Raw genomic sequence first — 19503 nt, forward strand, 5'->3', positions numbered from 1 at the left:
AAATAGTAACACACATGAAAAAATATATAGCTTTTCTTTTCTTGGGAATATTCGCTTTTGGATGTTCCGATTTAGAAGAACATCCGGTAGGCGTTATTCGTCCTGATAACTTCTTTAATAATACAGATGATTTGCAAGCTGCCGTAAATGGCGCGTTTGCAAACATTGCCCACAATAATTATTGGGGACGAGAATTTACAATTGCGCTTATGCTGCGTGATGATATGGCTGATATTGGTGACAGAACTACTCAGGCTGCCCGTATCGATGTTAATGATATGAATATGAATGATACTAATGCACTTGTGGCAAATTTCTGGCCGCAGTCGTATATTATTATTACAGCAGCAAATCAGGCTATCGAAGGTGCTAAAAAAACACCAGGAGATCCTGCAAAGGTAAATGCAATTATGGCACAGGCTTATTTTGCCAGAGCTTTTGCTTATTATCATCTGGTTCGAATTTTTGGAGATATTCCGTATATTGATTTTGTTGTAAATGATGTTGCACAGGTAAATTCTTTAAGCAGAACCAAAGAAGCTGATGTGTACGCAAAAATCATTTCTGATTTAGAATTTGCAAAACAATGGCTGGACGATAAACCAAAGGTAAAAGCAGTTCCGGGAAAAGGTACCGCAGCCGGATATTTGGCATCTGTTTACCTGACATTAGGAAATTATCAAAAAGCATATGACGAATCGAAATATGTGATCACAAACGAAGCAAAATTTGGCTTAGGTTTAGATGCTAATTTTCAGGATTTGTTTAATGCTACAAAAGCAGCTGAACTTAAAGAGCCTTTGTTTACAATTGATTTCAACAATTTAGTTTCAGGAAATTACGGTCAGGATTATACCGCTTTTTTTACCGGTTCCTTAAAAGATGAAAGTTATAGTTACGGGCAAGGATTCTCAGTTGCTGTGCCTTCACTAAAAGTATTTAACGATTGGGATAAAAGAGATTATCGAAGAGCGGTAAGTTTTGATACGATAATTAGAAAAAAAGTGGGTGCAAATTTAGTGGTTTTTCCATCAAGCGATAACGAAAAAGCGCCACGTCCGCATATTGCTAAATATTACCGTTTTCCGGGAAAAGCAGGTGCAAACGGAAGAACTTCGCAACATAATTACATCACGATGCGTTTTGCCGAAGTATTACTAACTGCTGCCGAAGCACTTAACGAAATTTCTCCGGGAACTGCAGAAGCAGATGGTTATGTAAACCGAGTGCGCGCGAGAGCCAGAAATAAAAACGGAAAACTGGTTTCTTTTCCTGCAAATGTAACACCTGGATTATCTCAGGCTGATTTTAGAAAAATGGTTATCGACGAAAGAAGGTTAGAACTTGCCTTTGAATACATAAGATGGTATGATATCAAAAGGTTGAAAAATGGTCCTGAAGTTTTTGGTCCGAATGGATTTGAGCCACATCCTAATTTTAATCCCAACAAAGATTATTTATTTCCATTACCGGGAACTGAGTTAGCGATTAATCCTAATTTAAAACCGAATAATCCGGGGTATTAATTTAACTCAATTATTAAACGCAGATAAACCGGATGCGCTATCGCGAAGACACAGAAAAAAACGGATTTAAAAAAATCAGCGAAAATCAGCGTTTTCGCAATAGCGAATCTGCGTCATCTGCGTCTTAAATTTAGTTTAGAAACTAAAAAACAATTAATAAGTATGAATAAAGTTAGTTTTTTTGTTTTAATTCTGGGGTTTGCATTGCTCGCAGCGGCATGCAAATCCGGGATTAATTCCCCAACAAAAGTCAGCTCTGCAAATGCAAAGACTCTTCTGGAAACCCGATACAAAATGGTACTCGATTATCCGGTTGATTCTATGTCTATGCCAAGAAGTATGACGATCAAAACAAATGATATTAAAAAAGTTCCATCCAGAGACTGGACGAGCGGATTCTTTGCCGGAAACCTTTGGCAATTATACCAACTGACAGGAAATATAGAATATAAAAAGCAAGCTGAAAAATGGACTCGTTTTAGCAAAAAAGAAAGCGTAAACAGAAACTCTCACGATGTAGGTTTTAAAGTTTATTGCAGTTATGGCGAAGGTCTAAAAGCCGAAAACAAACCAGAATACAAGGACGTAATCATTAAAGGAGCTGAAACTTTATGTACTCGTTTTGACGCAAAAGTAGGTGCAATCCGTTCCTGGGATTTCAATAAGGAAATTTGGGATTATCCTGTAATTATCGATAACATGATGAATCTCGAATTGCTTTTTGAAGCCAGTAAATTATCCGGAAACAAAAAGTATCAGGATATTGCCATCAAACACGCCAATACAACACTTAAAAACCAGTTTAGAGAAGACAATAGCTGTTATCACGTCATTGATTATAATCCGGAAACCGGAGCTGTTAGAAAAAAAACGACACTTCAGGGATATAATGACGATTCGGTTTGGGCACGCGGACAAGGTTGGGCGGTTTACGGGTTTACCATGTCGTACCGTTATACCAAAGATCCTGCATATCTAAAACAAGCCGAAGCAACCGCACAATTTTTTATGACAGATAAAAACCTGCCAGAAGACGCAATTCCGTATTGGGATTTTAGAGATCCTGCCATTCCTAATTCTGCAAGAGATGTTTCTGCTGCAACCGTAATGGCTTCTGCTTTGTATGAACTTTATGGTTATACTAAAAACAAAAGTTATTTGGCTTTCGCCGATAAGATAATCACGAGTTTACATTCGGATAAATACATTTTAGATCCAAATATAAATGCGCCTTTTATATTGGATCACAGCACTGGAAACTGGCCAAAACACGACGAAATTGACGAACCTATAATCTATGCCGACTATTATTTTCTGGAAGCTCTTTTAAGAAAAGTGGCAAAGTAACAAAGCAACAAAGTTTTTTTGCCTTTGAACTTATGAACCTTGAAATCTTTGGGCCTTTGTACCTCTGAACCTATACACACATGAAGAATTATCAAAATAATACATTTTCTATTTTTGCGCTTTTTGTTTTTTTTCAAATTTGTCTGGGCAGTTTTGCTCAGACAAAAATGAATATCAATGAAAACTGGCTGTATCTCGAAAATCATACTTCAAGTCTTGGTGAAGCACAAAAAGCGACAAACTGGACTTCTCTAAATTTACCTCACACCTGGAATGCAGAAGATGCAACAGATCTTAATCCGGGTTACAGACGTGATGCAAGCTGGTACCAAAAAAAACTGAATATCTCTAAAATTGATCAAAATCAACGTTATTACTTGTATTTTGAAGGATCGAATGTAACCACAAAAGTATATGTAAACGGTAAAGAAGCCGGAGGACATATTGGCGGCTACATTGGTTTTACAATTGATATTACCAATTATATTAAAGAAGGGAACAACGATATTTTTGTTCGGGTTGATAACAGTTATGATATTGAAATTATCCCTTCTCAAAAAAGTGATTTCTTTATTTATGGCGGCATAACCCGTGATGTCTGGTTATTGTCTAAATACAAAAATCATATCGAGAACTTAAAAATTACAACTCCTGAAGTTTCGGCTAAAAAAGCTTCTTTAAATATTGTGGCTGCGACTGTAAATCCGGATAATACCAAAGATTTATCGTTAACTGTAGTTCTTAAAAATACGAAAGGAAAAAAAGTTGCCAGCAAAACGATTCCGGTTTTGGATAAGACAACCACCATTACATTCGAAAACCTGAAAAATCCTGAATTATGGGATACTCAAAAACCAAATTTATATAAAATAACTGCTTTTTTATCTGAGAAAAACCAAGTAAGAGACAGCGTAAACGAAAAAGTAGGTTTTAGATGGTTTGAGTTTAAAGATCACGGTCCGTTTTACCTGAACGGAAAACGATTGTTGATTCGTGGCACACACCGTCATGAAGAACAAGCCGCAGTTGGCGCTGCAATGAGCAATGCACAACATCGCGCTGATATGGAATCAATAAAAAAGATGGGCGCTAATTTTGTTCGTCTGGCGCATTATCCGCAAGATCCTGAAATTTACAAAGCCTGCGATGAACTGGGTTTATTGGTTTGGGATGAATTGCCTTGGTGCCGTGGCGGAATTGGCGGTGAACTTTGGCAAACGAATACTAAAAATATGCTTGCCGAAATCATCAATCAAAATTACAATCACCCAAGTATAATCATTTGGTCACTTGGAAACGAAATGAATTGGCTGCCTGATTTTACTGACGGAGATAATACCGAAAAAACAAACATATTCCTGACGGAACTTAACGACATTGCCCATAAAATGGATCCAACCAGAAAAACGGCGATTAGAAAATACTACGAAGGTTCACAAATTGTCGATGTCTTCTCCCCTTCTATCTGGTCAGGCTGGTATTCCGGAAGTTATAAAAACTATCAAAAAGCAATTGATGTTTACAAAAAAGAATACAAGCATTTTATTCATGCCGAATATGGCGGAGACAGTCACGTAGGACGTCATAGCGAAAATCCTGTTACCGGTGAAAATATCATAAAAGCCGAAGGTTGGGAAGAAGCCATTGTGCAAACAAAAGTGGCAAATATTGCCCAAATTGGTGATTGGAGTGAGAATTATATCGTTGATTTATTCGACTGGCATTTGCATATATCCGAGAATGATCCAACGTTTGTGGGAAATATTCAGTGGGCATTTAAAGATTTTGCAACGCCGTTACGTCCGGAAGATGATATTCCGTACATGAATCAAAAAGGATTGGCAGATCGCAACGGAAATCCAAAAGATGCGTATTATGTTTTTAAAAGTTACTGGAGCGATGAACCTTTTACCTATATCGAGTCGCATACCTGGACAGAACGACAAGGTCCGGAAAATACTCCCAGAACGTTGAGTGTTTTTAGTAATTGTGACAAGGTTACTTTATTTCATCAGGGGAAATCGCTTGGAGAAAAACAGAGAAATCTTTCACTTTATCCTGCAAATGGCTTAACTTGGGATGTTAATTTTAAGAAAGGTGAAAATATTCTGATCGCTGTTGGAGAAACTAAAAACGGGAAAAAAGTATCTGATACGATAAAAGTAAACTATCGTTTCAATAAAAATGATACGGCAACTTCTTTACAATTGTCATCGGAAAAATTAAAAAATGGCAATTATTTAGTCACTGCAATTGCAATTGATAATAACAATTTGCGTTGTTTAGATTATGAAGAAAGTGTTTATTTTCAGTGTTTGAAAGGTGGAAAAACAATGAAAAGCCAGGGAACGCCAACCGGAAGCGAATCCATAAAAATGGCAAACGGAAAAGCTTCTATCGAAGTGGTTCCTGACGGATCAAGTGTTCCGATAGAGATGACGGCTTTGAATCAGAGTTTTAAAGGTGAATATTTGAAGATTATTGTTAATTAAGTTTAAACGCAAAGTTCGCAAGTTTTTTTTCTCGCAGATTTTGCAGATTAAGCAGATTTTTTGATATCATGCTTTGAAGTCTGGCTTGTCATTTTGAGAAATGACAACATGAGAATAAATAAAGATCAGAAACTATGAAAAATACCATTTTCTACGGAATCGCTTTAATGAGCAGTTTTGCAACCAACGCACAAGTAATCTTAAATGCAGATGGTCCGGGCGGAGTTGGTACTTACGAATTAATTACAAAAGCATTGGCACCCGGAACAACAAACGGCTCCGTAGAAGCTCCAGACGCTATACATCCAGATTTTGGGCGTCACATCACAGAGGTTTATGATAATGATCTGAAGAAATATGTATTTGAATTTAATCTACACATTACTAATACACCGCCAGACAATGAACCTGTTAAAGGTAAAACAGACAGGCAACGCGTCGAAATAAAGTCATTTGAACCTTCTCCAGATAATCTAAAAGGAATAACCGGCGAAACCATACAATATAAATGGCGTTTTAAGATACCTACAGGATTTAAACCTACTAAAAATTTTACCCATATTCATCAGATTAAAGCGGTAGATGGCGATGATGGCAATCCTTTGTTTACTTTAACTTTAAGAAAAATGTCAAATGGTTCAAATAAATTAGAACTTATTTATGTAAAGGACGAAGCTACAAAAATGACAAAATATCAAACGGTAAATATGTCCCTTTTTGAAGGAATCTGGGTTGAAGCAACAGAAACTATTAAAATTGGTTTAAAAGGAACTTATGATTTAACGATAAAAAAAGTAAGTGACGGAACAGTTTTAATGAATTACAGCAATTCTAATATTCAAACGATTCGTACTGCCTATCTTTCAAAAACCGGAACTAATTACAGTGCAAATTCTTTTATAAGACCTAAATGGGGAATGTATCGCAGTTTGAAAGATATTGCCGATATGAAAGATGAAACAATGCGATTTTCGGATTTTAGCATACAGGAAATAACTCCTTTATCTAAAAAAGATAATTAGTTCTCAACAATATAAAACAAAATAAATATACGAATGAAAAAACTAATCACCTTATTATTACTAACAACGGTTTTTATTGGACAGGCACAAAACCTGATTTCAAATATTCCTAATCGAAATACAACTTCTTTAAACGGGGTTTGGAATTATATTATTGATCCGTATCAAACAGGATTTTACAGTTTTCATCTCGATCAGTATGACAAACAGGAAAAACCATCAAATAGTGCTTTTTTTAATAATTATCATGCTGTGAACAAACAGGAATTAGTGGAATATGATTTTGACAAATCTCCAACGATTACGATTCCCGGAGATTGGAATTCGCAGGTTCCTGAACTTAAATATTACGAAGGAAATGTCTGGTTCAAGAAATCTTTTGATTATGATCTAAAAGACAAAAAACGTCTTTTTGTTTATTTAGGAGCAATAAATTATAAAGCAGATGTTTATTTGAACGGGAAAAAGCTGGGAACTCATGAAGGTGGTTTTACGCCTTTTAATTATGAAATAACATCTATTGTAAAACCAAAAGACAATTATTTGGTTGTAAAAGTAGATAATACAAGACATAAAGAAGATGTTCCTACTATTAATACGGATTGGTGGAATTATGGCGGAATTACACGCGATGTAACTCTTATCGAGGAAAATGAATCTTTTGTAGAAGATTATAACATTCAGCTTAAAAAGAATAATAAAGATTTGATTGCCGGTTTTATTAAAATCAATAATTATAATTCGGCACAGAATAATATAACAATTTCAATTCCTGAACTGAAAATTAGTTACAAAGGAAAAATTGGTGCTGACGGAATGGTAAATTTTGAAATTCCGACGAAAAAAATCTCGTATTGGTCTCCCGAAAATCCAAAATTATATGAAGTTATAATTGATTTTAACGGGCAAAAACTAAAAGATACTATTGGTTTCAGAACAATTGAAACGCAGGAAGACAAGATCCTTTTGAACGGAAAACAAATCTTTTTACGCGGAATCTCTATTCATGAAGAAAATGCAAAAGGCGGACGTGCAAATTCTGAAGAAGATGCTTTGCGTTTACTGAACTGGGCGAAAGAACTGGGTTGTAATTATGTTCGTCTGGCACATTATCCGCATAACGAAAACATAATAAGAACGGCAGATAAATTAGGTTTGATGGTTTGGGAAGAAATCCCGGTATACTGGACCGTTGAATTCACCAATCAAAGTACCTATAAAAATGCCGAAGATCAATTGACAGCAACTATTACCAGAGATAAAAACAGGGCGTGTATTGTTATCTGGTCGATGGCAAATGAAACACCAATATCTGATGCGAGAAATATTTTTATAAAAAACCTGGTGGATCACACCAAATCTTTAGATAATACCAGATTAATCAGCGCGGCTTTATTAACGCAAAGCGGAAATGGTTTTGGTACTATAAACGATGAAATTGGTCAATATTTGGATATCATTTCGTTCAATCAGTATTTGGGCTGGTATGGTGGAAAACTGGAAGATGCCGAGAAGATTTTATGGAAAACCAAATACAACAAACCTGTCATCGTTTCTGAATTTGGCGGAGATGCAAAACAGGGATTCCACGGAGAAAAAAACGAGCGCTGGACTGAGGAATATCAGGAATATCTATACATTCAGAATTTGAAGATGATCGAAAAAATACCTCACCTTAGTGGTTTAAGTCCGTGGATTCTGGTCGATTTCAGATCGCCAAAACGACTTCTTCCGGGAATTCAGGACGGCTATAACAGAAAAGGGCTAATCTCTAATGACGGGAATAAAAAGAAAGCTTTTTATATCATGCAGGATTGGTATGCAAAGAAGAAAAAAGAGTATTAAAAGTATTCTTTCGTAAAATGAGAAAAAAAAAGGAAAGCCTTGTACCTCAATCTAATTAAATGTAAGAACCGTTATCAATTCATTAACAAAAAACAAAGTTTAATTATATGATTTTTCTTCATTATTAACTTACTTTGTAGTAATCAAAATAAATTAATCTTATGAAAAAATTTAGTTTACTGGCAGTTGTTTTATTTGCTGCCTTCTCAGTTCATGCGCAAGATGCAGTAAAATTTGCTCCGCTGGATGCAAGTCCGGTAGATATTTCTTACTTCCCGAACAAAGCTGTTAAATTCAAAAAAACTGATAATCCAAATCCTGTTGTAAAAGTTATTTATGCAAGACCTTCTGTAAAAGGACGTACAATTTTTGGTGATGTTGTAAAGTTTGGTGAAGTTTGGAGAGTTGGTGCTAATGAAAATACAGAAATCAAATTTTACAAAGCGGTTACCATTGACGGTAAAAAGATTCCGGCCGGTACTTATAGTTTATTTGCTATTCCTGAAAAAGACAAATGGACAATCATTATCAATAAAGAACTTGATTTATGGGGAGGTTATGCTTATGACGAAAGTAAAGATTTTGTAAGGGTTTCAGTTCCTGTAAAATCAGTATCTGAAGTAATCGAAGCTTTATCAATTGCTTTTACAAGTAAGGATTCTGTTGCTAATTTAGTTATTGGTTGGGACAAAACAACAGTTGAATTGCCTATTACAATTAAATAATGGATTCATTCTAATAATAAAAAAAGAGACATTTTTCAATGTCTCTTTTTTGTTTTTAAGCCTTAACGGTTTCTATAATTTCATCTGATGTTTTACTTTACTTAAGTTATGTTTAAAAAAATACCGTTCACGAAATAAGAACCTGTTTCCTTTTTTTAGATAATTATTCGTTGAGGGTTAAAAAATACTTGAGCTTGGATTTTATCTTTTCTCTTTTATTATTTAATAAAAATAAATTATCAGGATTTGCAGCAGAATATCCATAAAATAACTGCTCTGCTTCTGGCCTGTCATAATTTAAGACATAAATTGTTCCGTCGGGATCTTTTTCTAATCCTCTTTCAAGATTATAGTTCCCTTCGACTATTACCTTTTTCTCAGGTGTTTTTCCTTTATATACACTTGTCAATTCAAATGTATGTCCTTCGATTGTACCATCACCCTGATAAATTTTTAGTACAGTTTCAATTCCTTCACAATCAGCACACGGCAATAAACCTTCATATACCATGACTTGTCCCAAAACATTTTCTGTATTTTCACTATCGAGTACATCAGAGGTATCCTGAATAGTTTCCTCTTTCTTTTTAGAATTACAAGACATTAACTGGCAAGCAACAACGAGCAACACTACTAACTTTTTCATATTATATGTTTTAAAAATTAAATATAAGAATATTCTTGTGTTTATTGGTTTTATTTAACCTTTTTTCTGAAATAATCGAAAATTTGCAGGTTAAAAATTAGTATAGTTCATTCGTTTTATGGGCTTGTTATTTTTTTATGACGTCAGTATTATTTCTTCGTTTTGTATGATTTATATGATGAAGTTTTGTATTTTTATCTGTAGCAAAATAAATTATATTAACTTAAATAAAACTACATGGGAAAATTTGTAATTACCAAAAGAACCAATGGTGAATTCCAATTTAATTTAAAAGCAGGTAATGGCCAGACTATTTTAGCAAGTGAAGGCTATACTACTAAAGCGGCTTGTACAAACGGAATTGAATCTGTGAAAACAAACTCACAGGATGATGCTCGTTATGATAGAAAGGAATCCAGCAACGGAAAACCATATTTCAATCTAAAGGCTACCAATGGTCAAATCATTGGATCAAGCGAAATGTATGAGAGTACTTCTGCAAGAGAAAGCGGGATTGAATCTGTCAAGAAAAATGCTCCTGACGCAACTACAGATGATCAAACAGTGTAATTTTTTATACCATATTAAATTAAACGAGACTTAAAAGCCTCGTTTTTTTTATGCCTTTTCTATTTATAATCGCTTCTTTTATTAGAAAAATCGCTTTCCTTATTAAACAGATAAATTTTACGATTTTTTATATTTCCCTGAGAAAACAAGCCCAAAGAATCTGGTTTGCGTTTTACTTTCTTTGCCTCATAACCTTCTTTCTTTAAAGATAATCTGCAAATGTTGTTTGGTTTTATTTTTATATTAAAATATCCGTTAATATCTGTTTCGGTTTTATTTCCGTTACTGTCTATCTGCACATTCGAAAGCGGTTCACCTGTATCATAATCGTATACGTGACCGGACAAAGTGTTGTTTGTACAGCTGCAAAATAATAGGCTCAAAATAATTAGCTTTACTTTTAATATCAATTTATTTTGCATTTCTTTTTTTTTAATTGTCATTGTAAATAATCGTTCAGACCTTAAAAGAAGAATCTTTTATGGATAAATATTATCTGTTTTATTAATTGTATTTTTAGTTTACAGATATATTTCCGGCAATTTATATCACTTTAAAACAATATGCAATACCCAGTTTTAGTGATTTTTAGGCATGCAAAAAAACAAAAAAGGTGCATGAAATTTTCATACACCTTTTTGCAACTAAATATGTACTAACATTATAGCTTGTTTACAGATTTCAAAGCTGTCCAAATTTATCTTTATAGCGACATAATTCTTCTTCTGTTTTGCTTAATAATTTTTCTAATAACTTTATTTTATCTTCATAAAGGACTTTTAGGGTTGCACTGCTATCAGAATTAATTTGAATACTTCCGTTATTATTTCCTCTGACTTTATTAAAATTATTGAAATATCTCTGACTATCAAAACTGATAACATCTTCTACACTGACTTCTAAAATTCGGGCAATTTCAACCAATTTTACATAAGAAAGAATCGTTTTTCCTTTTTCAATTTTACTATAACCTGCTTGTGTAACTCCTAGTTGATCTGCCATATATTCCTGGGTATAATTTTTTAATTCTCTAATGCTTTTAATTTTATTTTTTATTGAAGAGGTCATAATTTTATTTGGGGTATTTTGTATAGCTAAAACTGACCGGTATTAAACTTTTGGTATTACAGCTATAGCTTTTTAATGTGTAATATCATACTACTTCAATCGTAGGTTTCTTGAGGTAATATTTGTTCATTTTTTTTTAGTCGTAATAATAAAACCATATAGAATAGCCGCTGCCATCAAAACTAAATCATAAAGGGAGATTCCTGATAATAACATGGCTTGGTTTTATAGATTTTTTTTTGTTTTTTGAAGCAGTCGGTCAAAATTCAGGTGTAAGAAATGATCAATTTGTTTTCCTATTACGGGACGATCTGTAGAATTGATTTTTACCTTGGTTTCTTTTTTATAAATGTCTCTCACAATGACATAATATTCGAATTCGATATCATTATAAAATCTCAAAATGATCAGAATGGTATACATTAACAAAGTAGGTGCTATGTAATACAACTCAGATAAATTAGAGAAAACCATACAATAATAGGCAAAAGCTGTTACCGAAATAAAAGCGCCATTTTCAAGAAGGTAGGACTTCTTTTTTTTGAGTAAACCAAGTTCGGCAATTTCATTAAAGCTGTATTGCCATCGTTTTGATCCATACTGAAACTGAACTTGGTCATGAGTAAGGGTAAAGAACATAATAATTTGGGTTATTTAAAAAACATGAATTTATTGTACTGAAGAATTAAAATAAAACAGTTAAAAAATTATCTCAAACAATTAATTTAAAACAACATTTCTTCCTCGCAATATTACGCATTATCTCGTTTTTTTTTCCTACAAACCCTCTAATAGAATATAACTAAAAGTTATAATTAAATCTATATTGTTAATTTTTGCCTATTGTTGTGTAAATTTTACGATGTACTTATTACTATTTTTTTTCACACTACAGCGCTGTTTTTTAGACAGATATAAAAAAATAAGCACTATTTATAACAAAAAAAATAGTCGTTGACAGCAAAAATTAATATATACAAATAATTAATTGCATTTGTGCCAAAATGTATTCGAAAAAAAATCTTTAATAGTCCCATACTTATTAAACACCGGATTATCGATTCAAATTTTCTGATAACTGACACTAAAAATGAGAAAAAAACAGAAATTCCGACAGACATAAATAGATCTCTTTAATCTATAACAAAAAAAACACTCCTTTTGAGAGTGTTTTTTAAATATTCTTCAGAAACAAAAAATCATGAAACTTTATTCATTAAGTTTTCAATTTTAGAATGCGAAACTTCTGGATTTGCACCTGGAGACTGGGCAACCAAAGCTCCTACAGCGCAGGCAAAATCTATGGCATCCTGAGGTTCTTTTCCGGTAAGCAGCGAAGTGGTCAATGCTGCTAAAAAAGAATCCCCTGCTCCTACTGTATCAGCAACTTTAATAGGATAACCTGCATTTTCATACAATTTTCCCTGCCAGAACAATAAGGCTCCGTCTTTGCCTTTGGTAACACAAATTCCCGTCGCTTTTGTATGCTGAACTATAAAATTTATGTTTTCTTCTAAAGTTGTAAATGGCGATTTTAAAGCAGCCGAAATTTCAAGCAATTCTTCATCATTAAACTTTATAAAATTAGCTGAATGCATTAATTGTTCGAGTATTTCGTATGTATAATGTGGTTTTCTCAGATTGACGTCAAACACTTTATAAACGTTTTTTTGCAGCAATTCTTCAAGAGATTTTCTGGATACTTCATCTCTGCAAACGAGGCTTCCGTAAATTAAAACATCAGCATTATCTACTATTTCTACAGCTCTTTTATTTAAAACAATTTTATCCCAGGCCGACGGGTAATTTATACTGTAACTTGCAGATCCTGTATTATCTAAGGTAACATTTACTAAACCTGTTGGATATTCTTCTGATTGTATAATAGTATTGGTTTCGAGTCCCAGACTTTTTATATGATCAATAATAGCATCGCCATCTTTATCATTTCCTACACAACTAATCATGGCTACATCGCAACCTAATGTTTTCATGCGCAACGCAACATTCAGAGGTGCTCCGCCAATTTTTTTTTCATTATCAAAAACATCCCAAAGTACTTCTCCGTAAGCTACTGCTTTAAGGTTTTTACCGTTATTCATTCTCAACTTTTTTAATATTTTGTATACATTCTATATTATAAAGTTAAACTTTTATTTTGTGGTGACCTATGGAATATGGGATTTACAAACAAAAAAAGAAATATTAAATCCTATTCAATCTTTGCGTATTAATCGAGTAAGAAAACAATTAATCCTCTTGCGCCGTGAGCTCCAAGAACTAATGATTGCTCGATATCAGCTGTTTTAGATGGTCCGGCAATGAAGGTACCGAAACCGTATTCCTGATTTCCAATTTTTTCATAAGCCTGATGCATTGTTGCGATAAGATCTTTTTTATACACTATAATAGCGAGATATTGCGCAATAAAAGGCGATACACGCTGCCCTAGTACATCATCTGTAACCCAAAGTGCACTATTTTCGGCTACACCAAAATGAGCTTTTACAATCGTTAATTCTACATCCTGAAGTGAATGTACATCATCGTTTGTCCAGTCTAAAGATGCAATTTCAGAAAGCTCCGGAATGGTTGTTATCAGGCGTTTATCGAGATTATAATTTGCTTTTATATATTGAATGATTTCAGCATAATCAGCAACTTCTACAGGATCTCCACCAATATTTTTTAATACTGTTTTATAGGTTTCAAGTACATTAAAATTCTCTGAACCTAAAACATTCAAGTCCGGCAAATCCGTAATTAAAGCAGGTTGGTTTTGCTTTATTTTTTTTAAAATATCCGCTTTACTACTCATTGTCTTTTGCTTTTGCTTCTCTTGAATTTTTCTTGTACCATTCTCTAAAAGATTCTTCCGGAACGGCTGGCATCTCGCGCTGATCGTACCATTTGTTCATTTTATTATGGACTAATCCGGGAACATTTTTCATTACAAAACGACCTGATTTTCCTGCAATATTAAAAATGGTTGGGTTTGCTAAAACTGTTGCCATCGTTTTCATTGCAACGGTTTTGGCTTTTGGCGTATGTCCTTCTTTTACCAGCACCTGACGCCATTTGTACAATTGGTCGTGTATATCGATTTTTACCGGACAAACATTGGTACAAGAACCACAAAGTGTGCTTGCAAATGGTAAGTCGGCATTTTTAGTCATGTCCAGATTTGGTGCCAGAATCGACCCAATTGGTCCTGCAACAGCATTGTGATAACTGTGTCCGCCACTTCGTCTGTAAACCGGACACGTATTCATACAGGCACCGCAACGAATGCATTTTAGGGAGTTTCTAAAATCTTCCCGCCCTAATTGTGTACTTCTGCCATTATCGACTATAACAATATGAATTTCTTTTCCTTCTCTTGGTTTCTTAAAGTGACTTGAAAAAGTAGTTATAGGTTGTCCTGTTGCGCTTCTGGCTAATAATCTCAGGAAAACACCTAAATGTTTGCGCTGCGGAATCAGTTTTTCGAATCCCATGCAGGCAATATGCACATCGGCTAAATGCGCGCCCATATCTGCATTTCCTTCATTGGTACAAACTACAATTTCGCCGGTTTCTGCAATGGCAAAGTTTACTCCGGTTAAGGCTACTTTTCTGGTCAGGAAGGTGTTTCTTAAACTCAAACGAGCCGATTCTGTCAGATATTGAGGATCTATATTTCCTTTTTCTGTTCCCAGATGTTCGTGAAAGGTTTCGCTGACATCTTCTTTTTTAAGGTGAATTGCGGGTAAAACAATATGACTTGGCGGTTCTTTACGAAGCTGAACAATGTATTCTCCTAAATCAGAATCGATTACTTCGATGCCTTTTTCGGCTAGATAATCATTTAAATGACATTCTTCTGTAAGCATTGATTTTGATTTGACCATTTGCTTTACATCGTGTTTTGCCATGATCGAATGTACAATTTCGTTATGCTCTTTTGCATCTGCTGCCCAATGTACTTTTATTCCGTTTTTTTGTGCATTTGCCTCAAATTCAACTAAATAATCATGAATATTAGAAAGTACATTATTTTTTATCTTCGAAGCTGTTTCGCGAAGTAATTCCCAATCCGGAATTTGATGTGCTGATTTATCACGTTTTTCACGAACAAACCAAAGTGTTTCATCGTGCCAGTTGACACGTTCCACATCTTTGTTGAATTTTGCTGCGGCTTCGCTGTGCTGTATTATTTTTTCTGAAGACATTGTGCTTTAATTTCCGAGTGAATTTAATATTTCGGCGATATGAATGGTTTTTATCGGGCTTTTTTGTCTTTTTAGAATTCCTTCTAAATGCATCAAACACGACATATCTCCGCCGGTAATATAATCTACGTGATGGTTTTCATGATCTTTTATTCGGTCTTGTCCCATTTTTACTGAAACTGCTTCTTCGGTCACGCAAAATGTTCCTCCAAAACCGCAGCATTCATCTTTTCTGGTTAACGAAACCAGATCTAATCCTTTTATATTGTGCAGTAATTGTTCCGGTTTAGAAAAAAACGGTGCGTTTAATTCTGTCATCTGCGAAAGTTTTAATCCGCGTTGACCGTGACAACTTACGTGCATTCCTACTCTGTACGGAAAATTTCCGTCGATAGAATCTATTTTTAAAATATCAGTAATAAACTCTGTTAATTCAAAGACTTTCTTTCGCATTTCTGCGGCTACTTCTTCTTGTTTCTCGTCATGTAAATGTTCTTTTACATGCAAAACACAACTTCCGGAAGGACAAACAATATAATCAAATCCGGTAAAATTAGCTATAAAATTAGCATCGCATCCTTTGGTTAAATATTGGTATCCGCTATTTGCCATAGGTTGTCCGCAACAGGTTTGTCCCATTGGAAAATGAACTTCGCAACCTAGTTTCTGCAAAAGTTCATAGGTTGCAATACCTACTTTTGGGTAAAACTGGTCGACATAACACGGTATAAATAGTCCGATTTTCATATTCTTGGTAATTGTTATAATTTTTTTACGCAGATTTTAAAAGATTTAAGCTGATATACGCAGATTATTATCTTTAATTAAATTGGCAAAATCTGTGTGAAACTAAATCATTTTAATCCTCTAATCTGTGGCTGTATTTTATCTCGCAGATTTTGCAGATCGAGCAGATTTTTTATTTTTAATTAAATTTGCAAAATCTGCGTGAAACTAAATCATTTTAATCCTTTAATCTGTGGCTATTTTTTCTCTCGCAGATTTTGCAGATCGAGCAGATTTTTTATTTTTAATTAAATTTGTAAAATCTGCGTGATACTAAATCCTTTTAATCCTCTAATTTGTGGCTATTTTTTCTCTCGCAGATTTTGCAGATCGGGCAGATTTTTTATTTAAAATTAAATTTGTAAAATCTACGTGAAACTAAATCATTTTAATCCTTTAATCTGTGGCTATTTTTTCTCTCGCAGATTTTGCAGATTGAGCAGATTTTTTATTTTTTAATTTCTTTTTTTAATGTTTGTAAAACTTCAAATCTATTAAATCATTCTGGATTGGTTTAGAATTCCAGTTTTGATGAATTGCCAATGCAGCTCCTAATGCGCTTGCCTGCGCCATTGATGCGGCATAAACTTCGATATCCGGATAAGCTTCTGCCAATAAATTCATGAAAATTGAATTTTTGCTAAAACCTCCGTCTACAAAAATCTTCTTTACAGGACTATTATGAACTACTAAATTAGTCGAAAAAAACTGTTGTTCGACTAAATCCAGCATCAATTGATGATAGGCGATTTCGTAACTTTTAAAATTACTCAAATCTCTTTTTTGAAAAGGACATTCTTTTAGAATATCAAAATCATATTTCTTTGGATAAATAATCTGAAAATTTAGAGCGCGTAAATTCGACACTATCTTTTTATCAAAATAAATCTCTTTATACGTATCTAAAGGCACTTTAAAATGTTCCGCCAATCTTTTGGTCTGTACTTCGTGTTCATTTCCCGCAAAAAGGCGCGCTGCTTTTACCGGTTTATCTGTGTATTGCATGTAACACAAACAATCGTTTTGTAACTCTTCAAAAGTTAATTGTTTGTTGTTGAAAGGATTCAGAGAGATACTCCAGGTTCCTGTAGACAGCAAAACAAAGGGTTCTGTAAAGTTTATGGTATACGGGATTATAGCTGATGAACTGTCGTGTAAACCCACGCCTATGGCTAATCCGTCTTGTTTTTTTATTGTATCTTTTCCGTAATGTAGCGGTGGAATTTTAGCCGAAATATTTTCGTTTTTGAGCCATTTATGATACTTCATCTTCTTGAAATTCCAAAGATTGGTATGGCATCCAATACTTGTAATATCAGAATAAGCTTCATGGGTTAATAAAAAACTCAAATATTGTGGTAAATGTAAACAGTACTTTACCTGGTTGAATAATTCCGGCTTTTCTTCTTTCAGTCTGTAAATCTGCATTCCTGAATTGAGGCTTCCCAAAACGGGAGAAGCAGTTTTTACTGCAAAAATTTCTTTTCCTTTGTATTTGTTATAGAAGTTATTTTTTAATTCCTCGGGATACTCTTTTAGATAATTATAGAGAGGTGTTAAAACTTTTCCTTCTTTATCAATGTAGACAAAACTAGCACCGTAAGTACTAAAATTGATGGCTTTTAAAACATAATCGGTCAGGGTTTTTATTTCTGCTAATCGTTCGAATATCCAGTTTTTCAGGACCTCGATATCTTCGCAGGGAAAACCATCTTCATCGACGGTTTCCTCCAGATTAACTGATTTTTCCCAAACAATTTTATAATTTTCATTAAATAAAAATACTTTTTTGTTTGTTTTACCAATGTCAAAAATTGCAACTACATTCATTTATACTGATTTTTATAAGCCTGTAGCCATGGTTTTTAAGCCTCTTTCTCCTATTAGATTTTTTCTAACGGAAAGACTGCGATACAATTCAACCGGATTAAGTGCAGCTCCTGAACGCAAACGGGCTTCAGCAACTAATGCGCGAACATCTGTACGGAAAGCATCTTGCAGGATTTCCTGTGCTTTTACTACATCATTTTGTTCTTGTGCAATTTCTAATGCTTTTCTATCTACTAAAAGTGCTTGTGCGTAGGCAATCATAATGGCTTCTACAGATTGCAATAAATCTTCAAGAGGATCTTTTATGTTGTGCGATGCATCGATCATCCAGCCTAAATCTTTGGCGTGATTCATTCCTCTGGCGTCCATTCCTTCTACCAATTCATTAAATATCAAGAATAACTGGTATGGTTTTAAGGCTCCGGCGGTTAAATCATCGTCTCCGTATTTTGAATCGTTAAAGTGGAATCCTCCTAATTTTTCTTCCATTAATAATAAAGAAACGATTTGCTCTATATTAGCGTTTGGCAAATGATGTCCTAAATCGACAAGAGTTTGCGCTTTATCGCCTAACTTTTTAACATACGAGTAGGATTGCCCCCAATCTGCCACTGTAGTCGAATAAAAGTTAGGCTCAGCACATTTATATTCTAAAAATAATTTCCAGTTTGAAGGTAATGCGTCATAGATTTCTTCTAAACTTTCTAATGTATTTTGATATGCTTTTCTAAAATTTAATTGTCCCGGGAACGAAGATCCGTCTGCTAACCAAATTGTTAGTGATTCTGATCCTAATTCGATTCCGTGTTGAATAACTTCTATATTGTGTGCTATTGCTTGTTTGCGAACTGCTTTGTTTACGTTTTGCAACGATCCAAATTTATATGAACCTGCCTTACCTGCCTGATCCTGAAAGGTATTCGAGTTCATGGCATCAAATCTTAAATTGTGTTGTGCGGCAAGGGTTTTGATTGCTTTATAATCTGTTGGGATATCCCACGGAATGTGCAAAGAAATTGCTCCTGAAGCATTGTTTAAAGCATGAAGCAAACCAACGTCTTCGATTTTTTCTTCTATAGAACGTGGTTCTCCACCTCCTGCAAAACGTCCAAATCTTGTTCCTCCTGTTCCTAAAGCCCAAGACGGAATTGCAATTTGAAAATCGATCAGTTTTTGAATAATCGATTCTGTATCAACAATTTCTGATACTGTAAAAGCAAATTTATTCTGATGTTTTTTTAATAAATCCTCATTGTGAGATTCTATATTGTTTGATCCGATTAACATATTATTTTATCTTTTAATAGAGATTACAATATATAAATTATATAAATTCATCTCTGGTTTAACGTTAGTATTTTATGCTATTTTGTTTGATTTTACGGGGTTTATTATTTGCTAAAAAAATCTAACGTCCGAAAGATATCGAACGTTA

At 34.1% G+C, this 19503-nt stretch carries 17 protein-coding genes; 7 read left to right on the forward strand and 10 right to left on the reverse strand.

What is annotated here, in order from left to right:
• The first annotated feature begins 14 nt into the window (after nt 1–14).
• The 6 genes from BXU01_RS14220 (at nt 15) to BXU01_RS14245 (ending at nt 8957) form a co-directional block, all read left to right on the forward strand.
• A complete protein-coding gene (locus BXU01_RS14220) occupies nt 15–1526 on the forward strand; it encodes a RagB/SusD family nutrient uptake outer membrane protein (protein WP_083693815.1) in 1512 nt (503 codons plus the stop codon).
• Between the two features lie 162 nt (nt 1527–1688).
• Nucleotides 1689–2873: a glycoside hydrolase family 88 protein gene (locus tag BXU01_RS14225; RefSeq protein WP_083693816.1), complete on the forward strand. Its 1185-nt coding sequence runs from the start codon at nt 1689–1691 to the stop codon at nt 2871–2873.
• 80 nt (nt 2874–2953) lie between these two features.
• Nucleotides 2954–5365 carry a glycoside hydrolase family 2 TIM barrel-domain containing protein gene (locus BXU01_RS14230; RefSeq protein ID WP_083693817.1) on the forward strand — a complete coding sequence of 804 codons (2412 nt, stop codon included), beginning with the start codon at nt 2954–2956 and terminating at the stop codon, nt 5363–5365.
• 134 nt (nt 5366–5499) lie between these two features.
• Nucleotides 5500–6387 (forward strand): hypothetical protein, encoded by an 888-nt coding sequence (locus tag BXU01_RS14235; RefSeq protein WP_083693818.1) that lies wholly within the window; start codon nt 5500–5502, stop codon nt 6385–6387.
• A gap of 33 nt (nt 6388–6420) precedes the next feature.
• A complete protein-coding gene (locus BXU01_RS14240; RefSeq protein WP_083693819.1) occupies nt 6421–8232 on the forward strand; it encodes a glycoside hydrolase family 2 protein in 1812 nt (603 codons plus the stop codon).
• Nucleotides 8233–8393: 161 nt separating this feature from the next.
• On the forward strand, nt 8394–8957 hold the full coding sequence (locus BXU01_RS14245; protein WP_083693820.1) for a DUF2911 domain-containing protein: 564 nt from the start codon (nt 8394–8396) through the stop codon (nt 8955–8957).
• A gap of 163 nt (nt 8958–9120) precedes the next feature.
• Here the strand turns inward: BXU01_RS14245 and BXU01_RS14250 are convergent, their stop codons facing one another.
• Entirely contained in the window at nt 9121–9603 is a 483-nt protein-coding gene (locus BXU01_RS14250) for a copper resistance protein NlpE (protein ID WP_083693821.1), read from the reverse strand.
• A gap of 237 nt (nt 9604–9840) precedes the next feature.
• On the opposite strand from BXU01_RS14250, the gene BXU01_RS14255 reads away from it, so the two are divergent.
• Entirely contained in the window at nt 9841–10173 is a 333-nt protein-coding gene (locus tag BXU01_RS14255) for a YegP family protein (protein WP_083693822.1), read from the forward strand.
• 59 nt (nt 10174–10232) lie between these two features.
• On the opposite strand, the gene BXU01_RS14260 is transcribed toward BXU01_RS14255, so the two are convergent.
• The 9 genes from BXU01_RS14260 to BXU01_RS14300 all read right to left on the reverse strand — a co-directional run bounded on the left by BXU01_RS14260 (nt 10233) and on the right by BXU01_RS14300 (nt 19355).
• Nucleotides 10233–10595, reverse strand: coding sequence for a carboxypeptidase-like regulatory domain-containing protein (locus BXU01_RS14260; protein ID WP_165689790.1), 363 nt, complete (start codon nt 10593–10595; stop codon nt 10233–10235).
• Nucleotides 10596–10854: 259 nt separating this feature from the next.
• The gene (locus BXU01_RS14265) at nt 10855–11241 is read right to left on the reverse strand and encodes a helix-turn-helix transcriptional regulator (protein ID WP_083693824.1); all 387 of its coding nucleotides are present in this window, start codon (nt 11239–11241) and stop codon (nt 10855–10857) included.
• Between the two features lie 225 nt (nt 11242–11466).
• The gene (locus BXU01_RS14270) at nt 11467–11880 is read right to left on the reverse strand and encodes a hypothetical protein (protein ID WP_083693825.1); all 414 of its coding nucleotides are present in this window, start codon (nt 11878–11880) and stop codon (nt 11467–11469) included.
• A 560-nt stretch (nt 11881–12440) separates the two neighbouring features.
• Complete coding sequence (locus BXU01_RS14275; RefSeq protein WP_083693826.1) at nt 12441–13343, reverse strand: carbohydrate kinase; 903 nt, start codon at nt 13341–13343, stop codon at nt 12441–12443.
• A 128-nt stretch (nt 13344–13471) separates the two neighbouring features.
• On the reverse strand, nt 13472–14059 hold the full coding sequence (locus BXU01_RS14280; RefSeq protein WP_083693827.1) for an LUD domain-containing protein: 588 nt from the start codon (nt 14057–14059) through the stop codon (nt 13472–13474).
• A complete protein-coding gene (locus tag BXU01_RS14285) occupies nt 14052–15452 on the reverse strand; it encodes a lactate utilization protein B (RefSeq protein ID WP_083693828.1) in 1401 nt (466 codons plus the stop codon). Before BXU01_RS14285 ends, BXU01_RS14280 begins: the two co-directional genes overlap by 8 nt.
• A gap of 6 nt (nt 15453–15458) precedes the next feature.
• Nucleotides 15459–16199 carry a (Fe-S)-binding protein gene (locus BXU01_RS14290; protein ID WP_083693829.1) on the reverse strand — a complete coding sequence of 247 codons (741 nt, stop codon included), beginning with the start codon at nt 16197–16199 and terminating at the stop codon, nt 15459–15461.
• A gap of 507 nt (nt 16200–16706) precedes the next feature.
• Complete coding sequence (locus BXU01_RS14295; RefSeq protein ID WP_083693830.1) at nt 16707–18068, reverse strand: FGGY-family carbohydrate kinase; 1362 nt, start codon at nt 18066–18068, stop codon at nt 16707–16709.
• 12 nt (nt 18069–18080) lie between these two features.
• Nucleotides 18081–19355 (reverse strand): TIM barrel protein, encoded by a 1275-nt coding sequence (locus BXU01_RS14300; RefSeq protein WP_083693831.1) that lies wholly within the window; start codon nt 19353–19355, stop codon nt 18081–18083.
• Nucleotides 19356–19503: the final 148 nt, after the last annotated feature.

Origin of the sequence: [Flexibacter] sp. ATCC 35103 (assembly GCF_001975985.1) — a bacterium.
Classification (GTDB): Bacteria; Bacteroidota; Bacteroidia; order Flavobacteriales; family Flavobacteriaceae; genus Flavobacterium.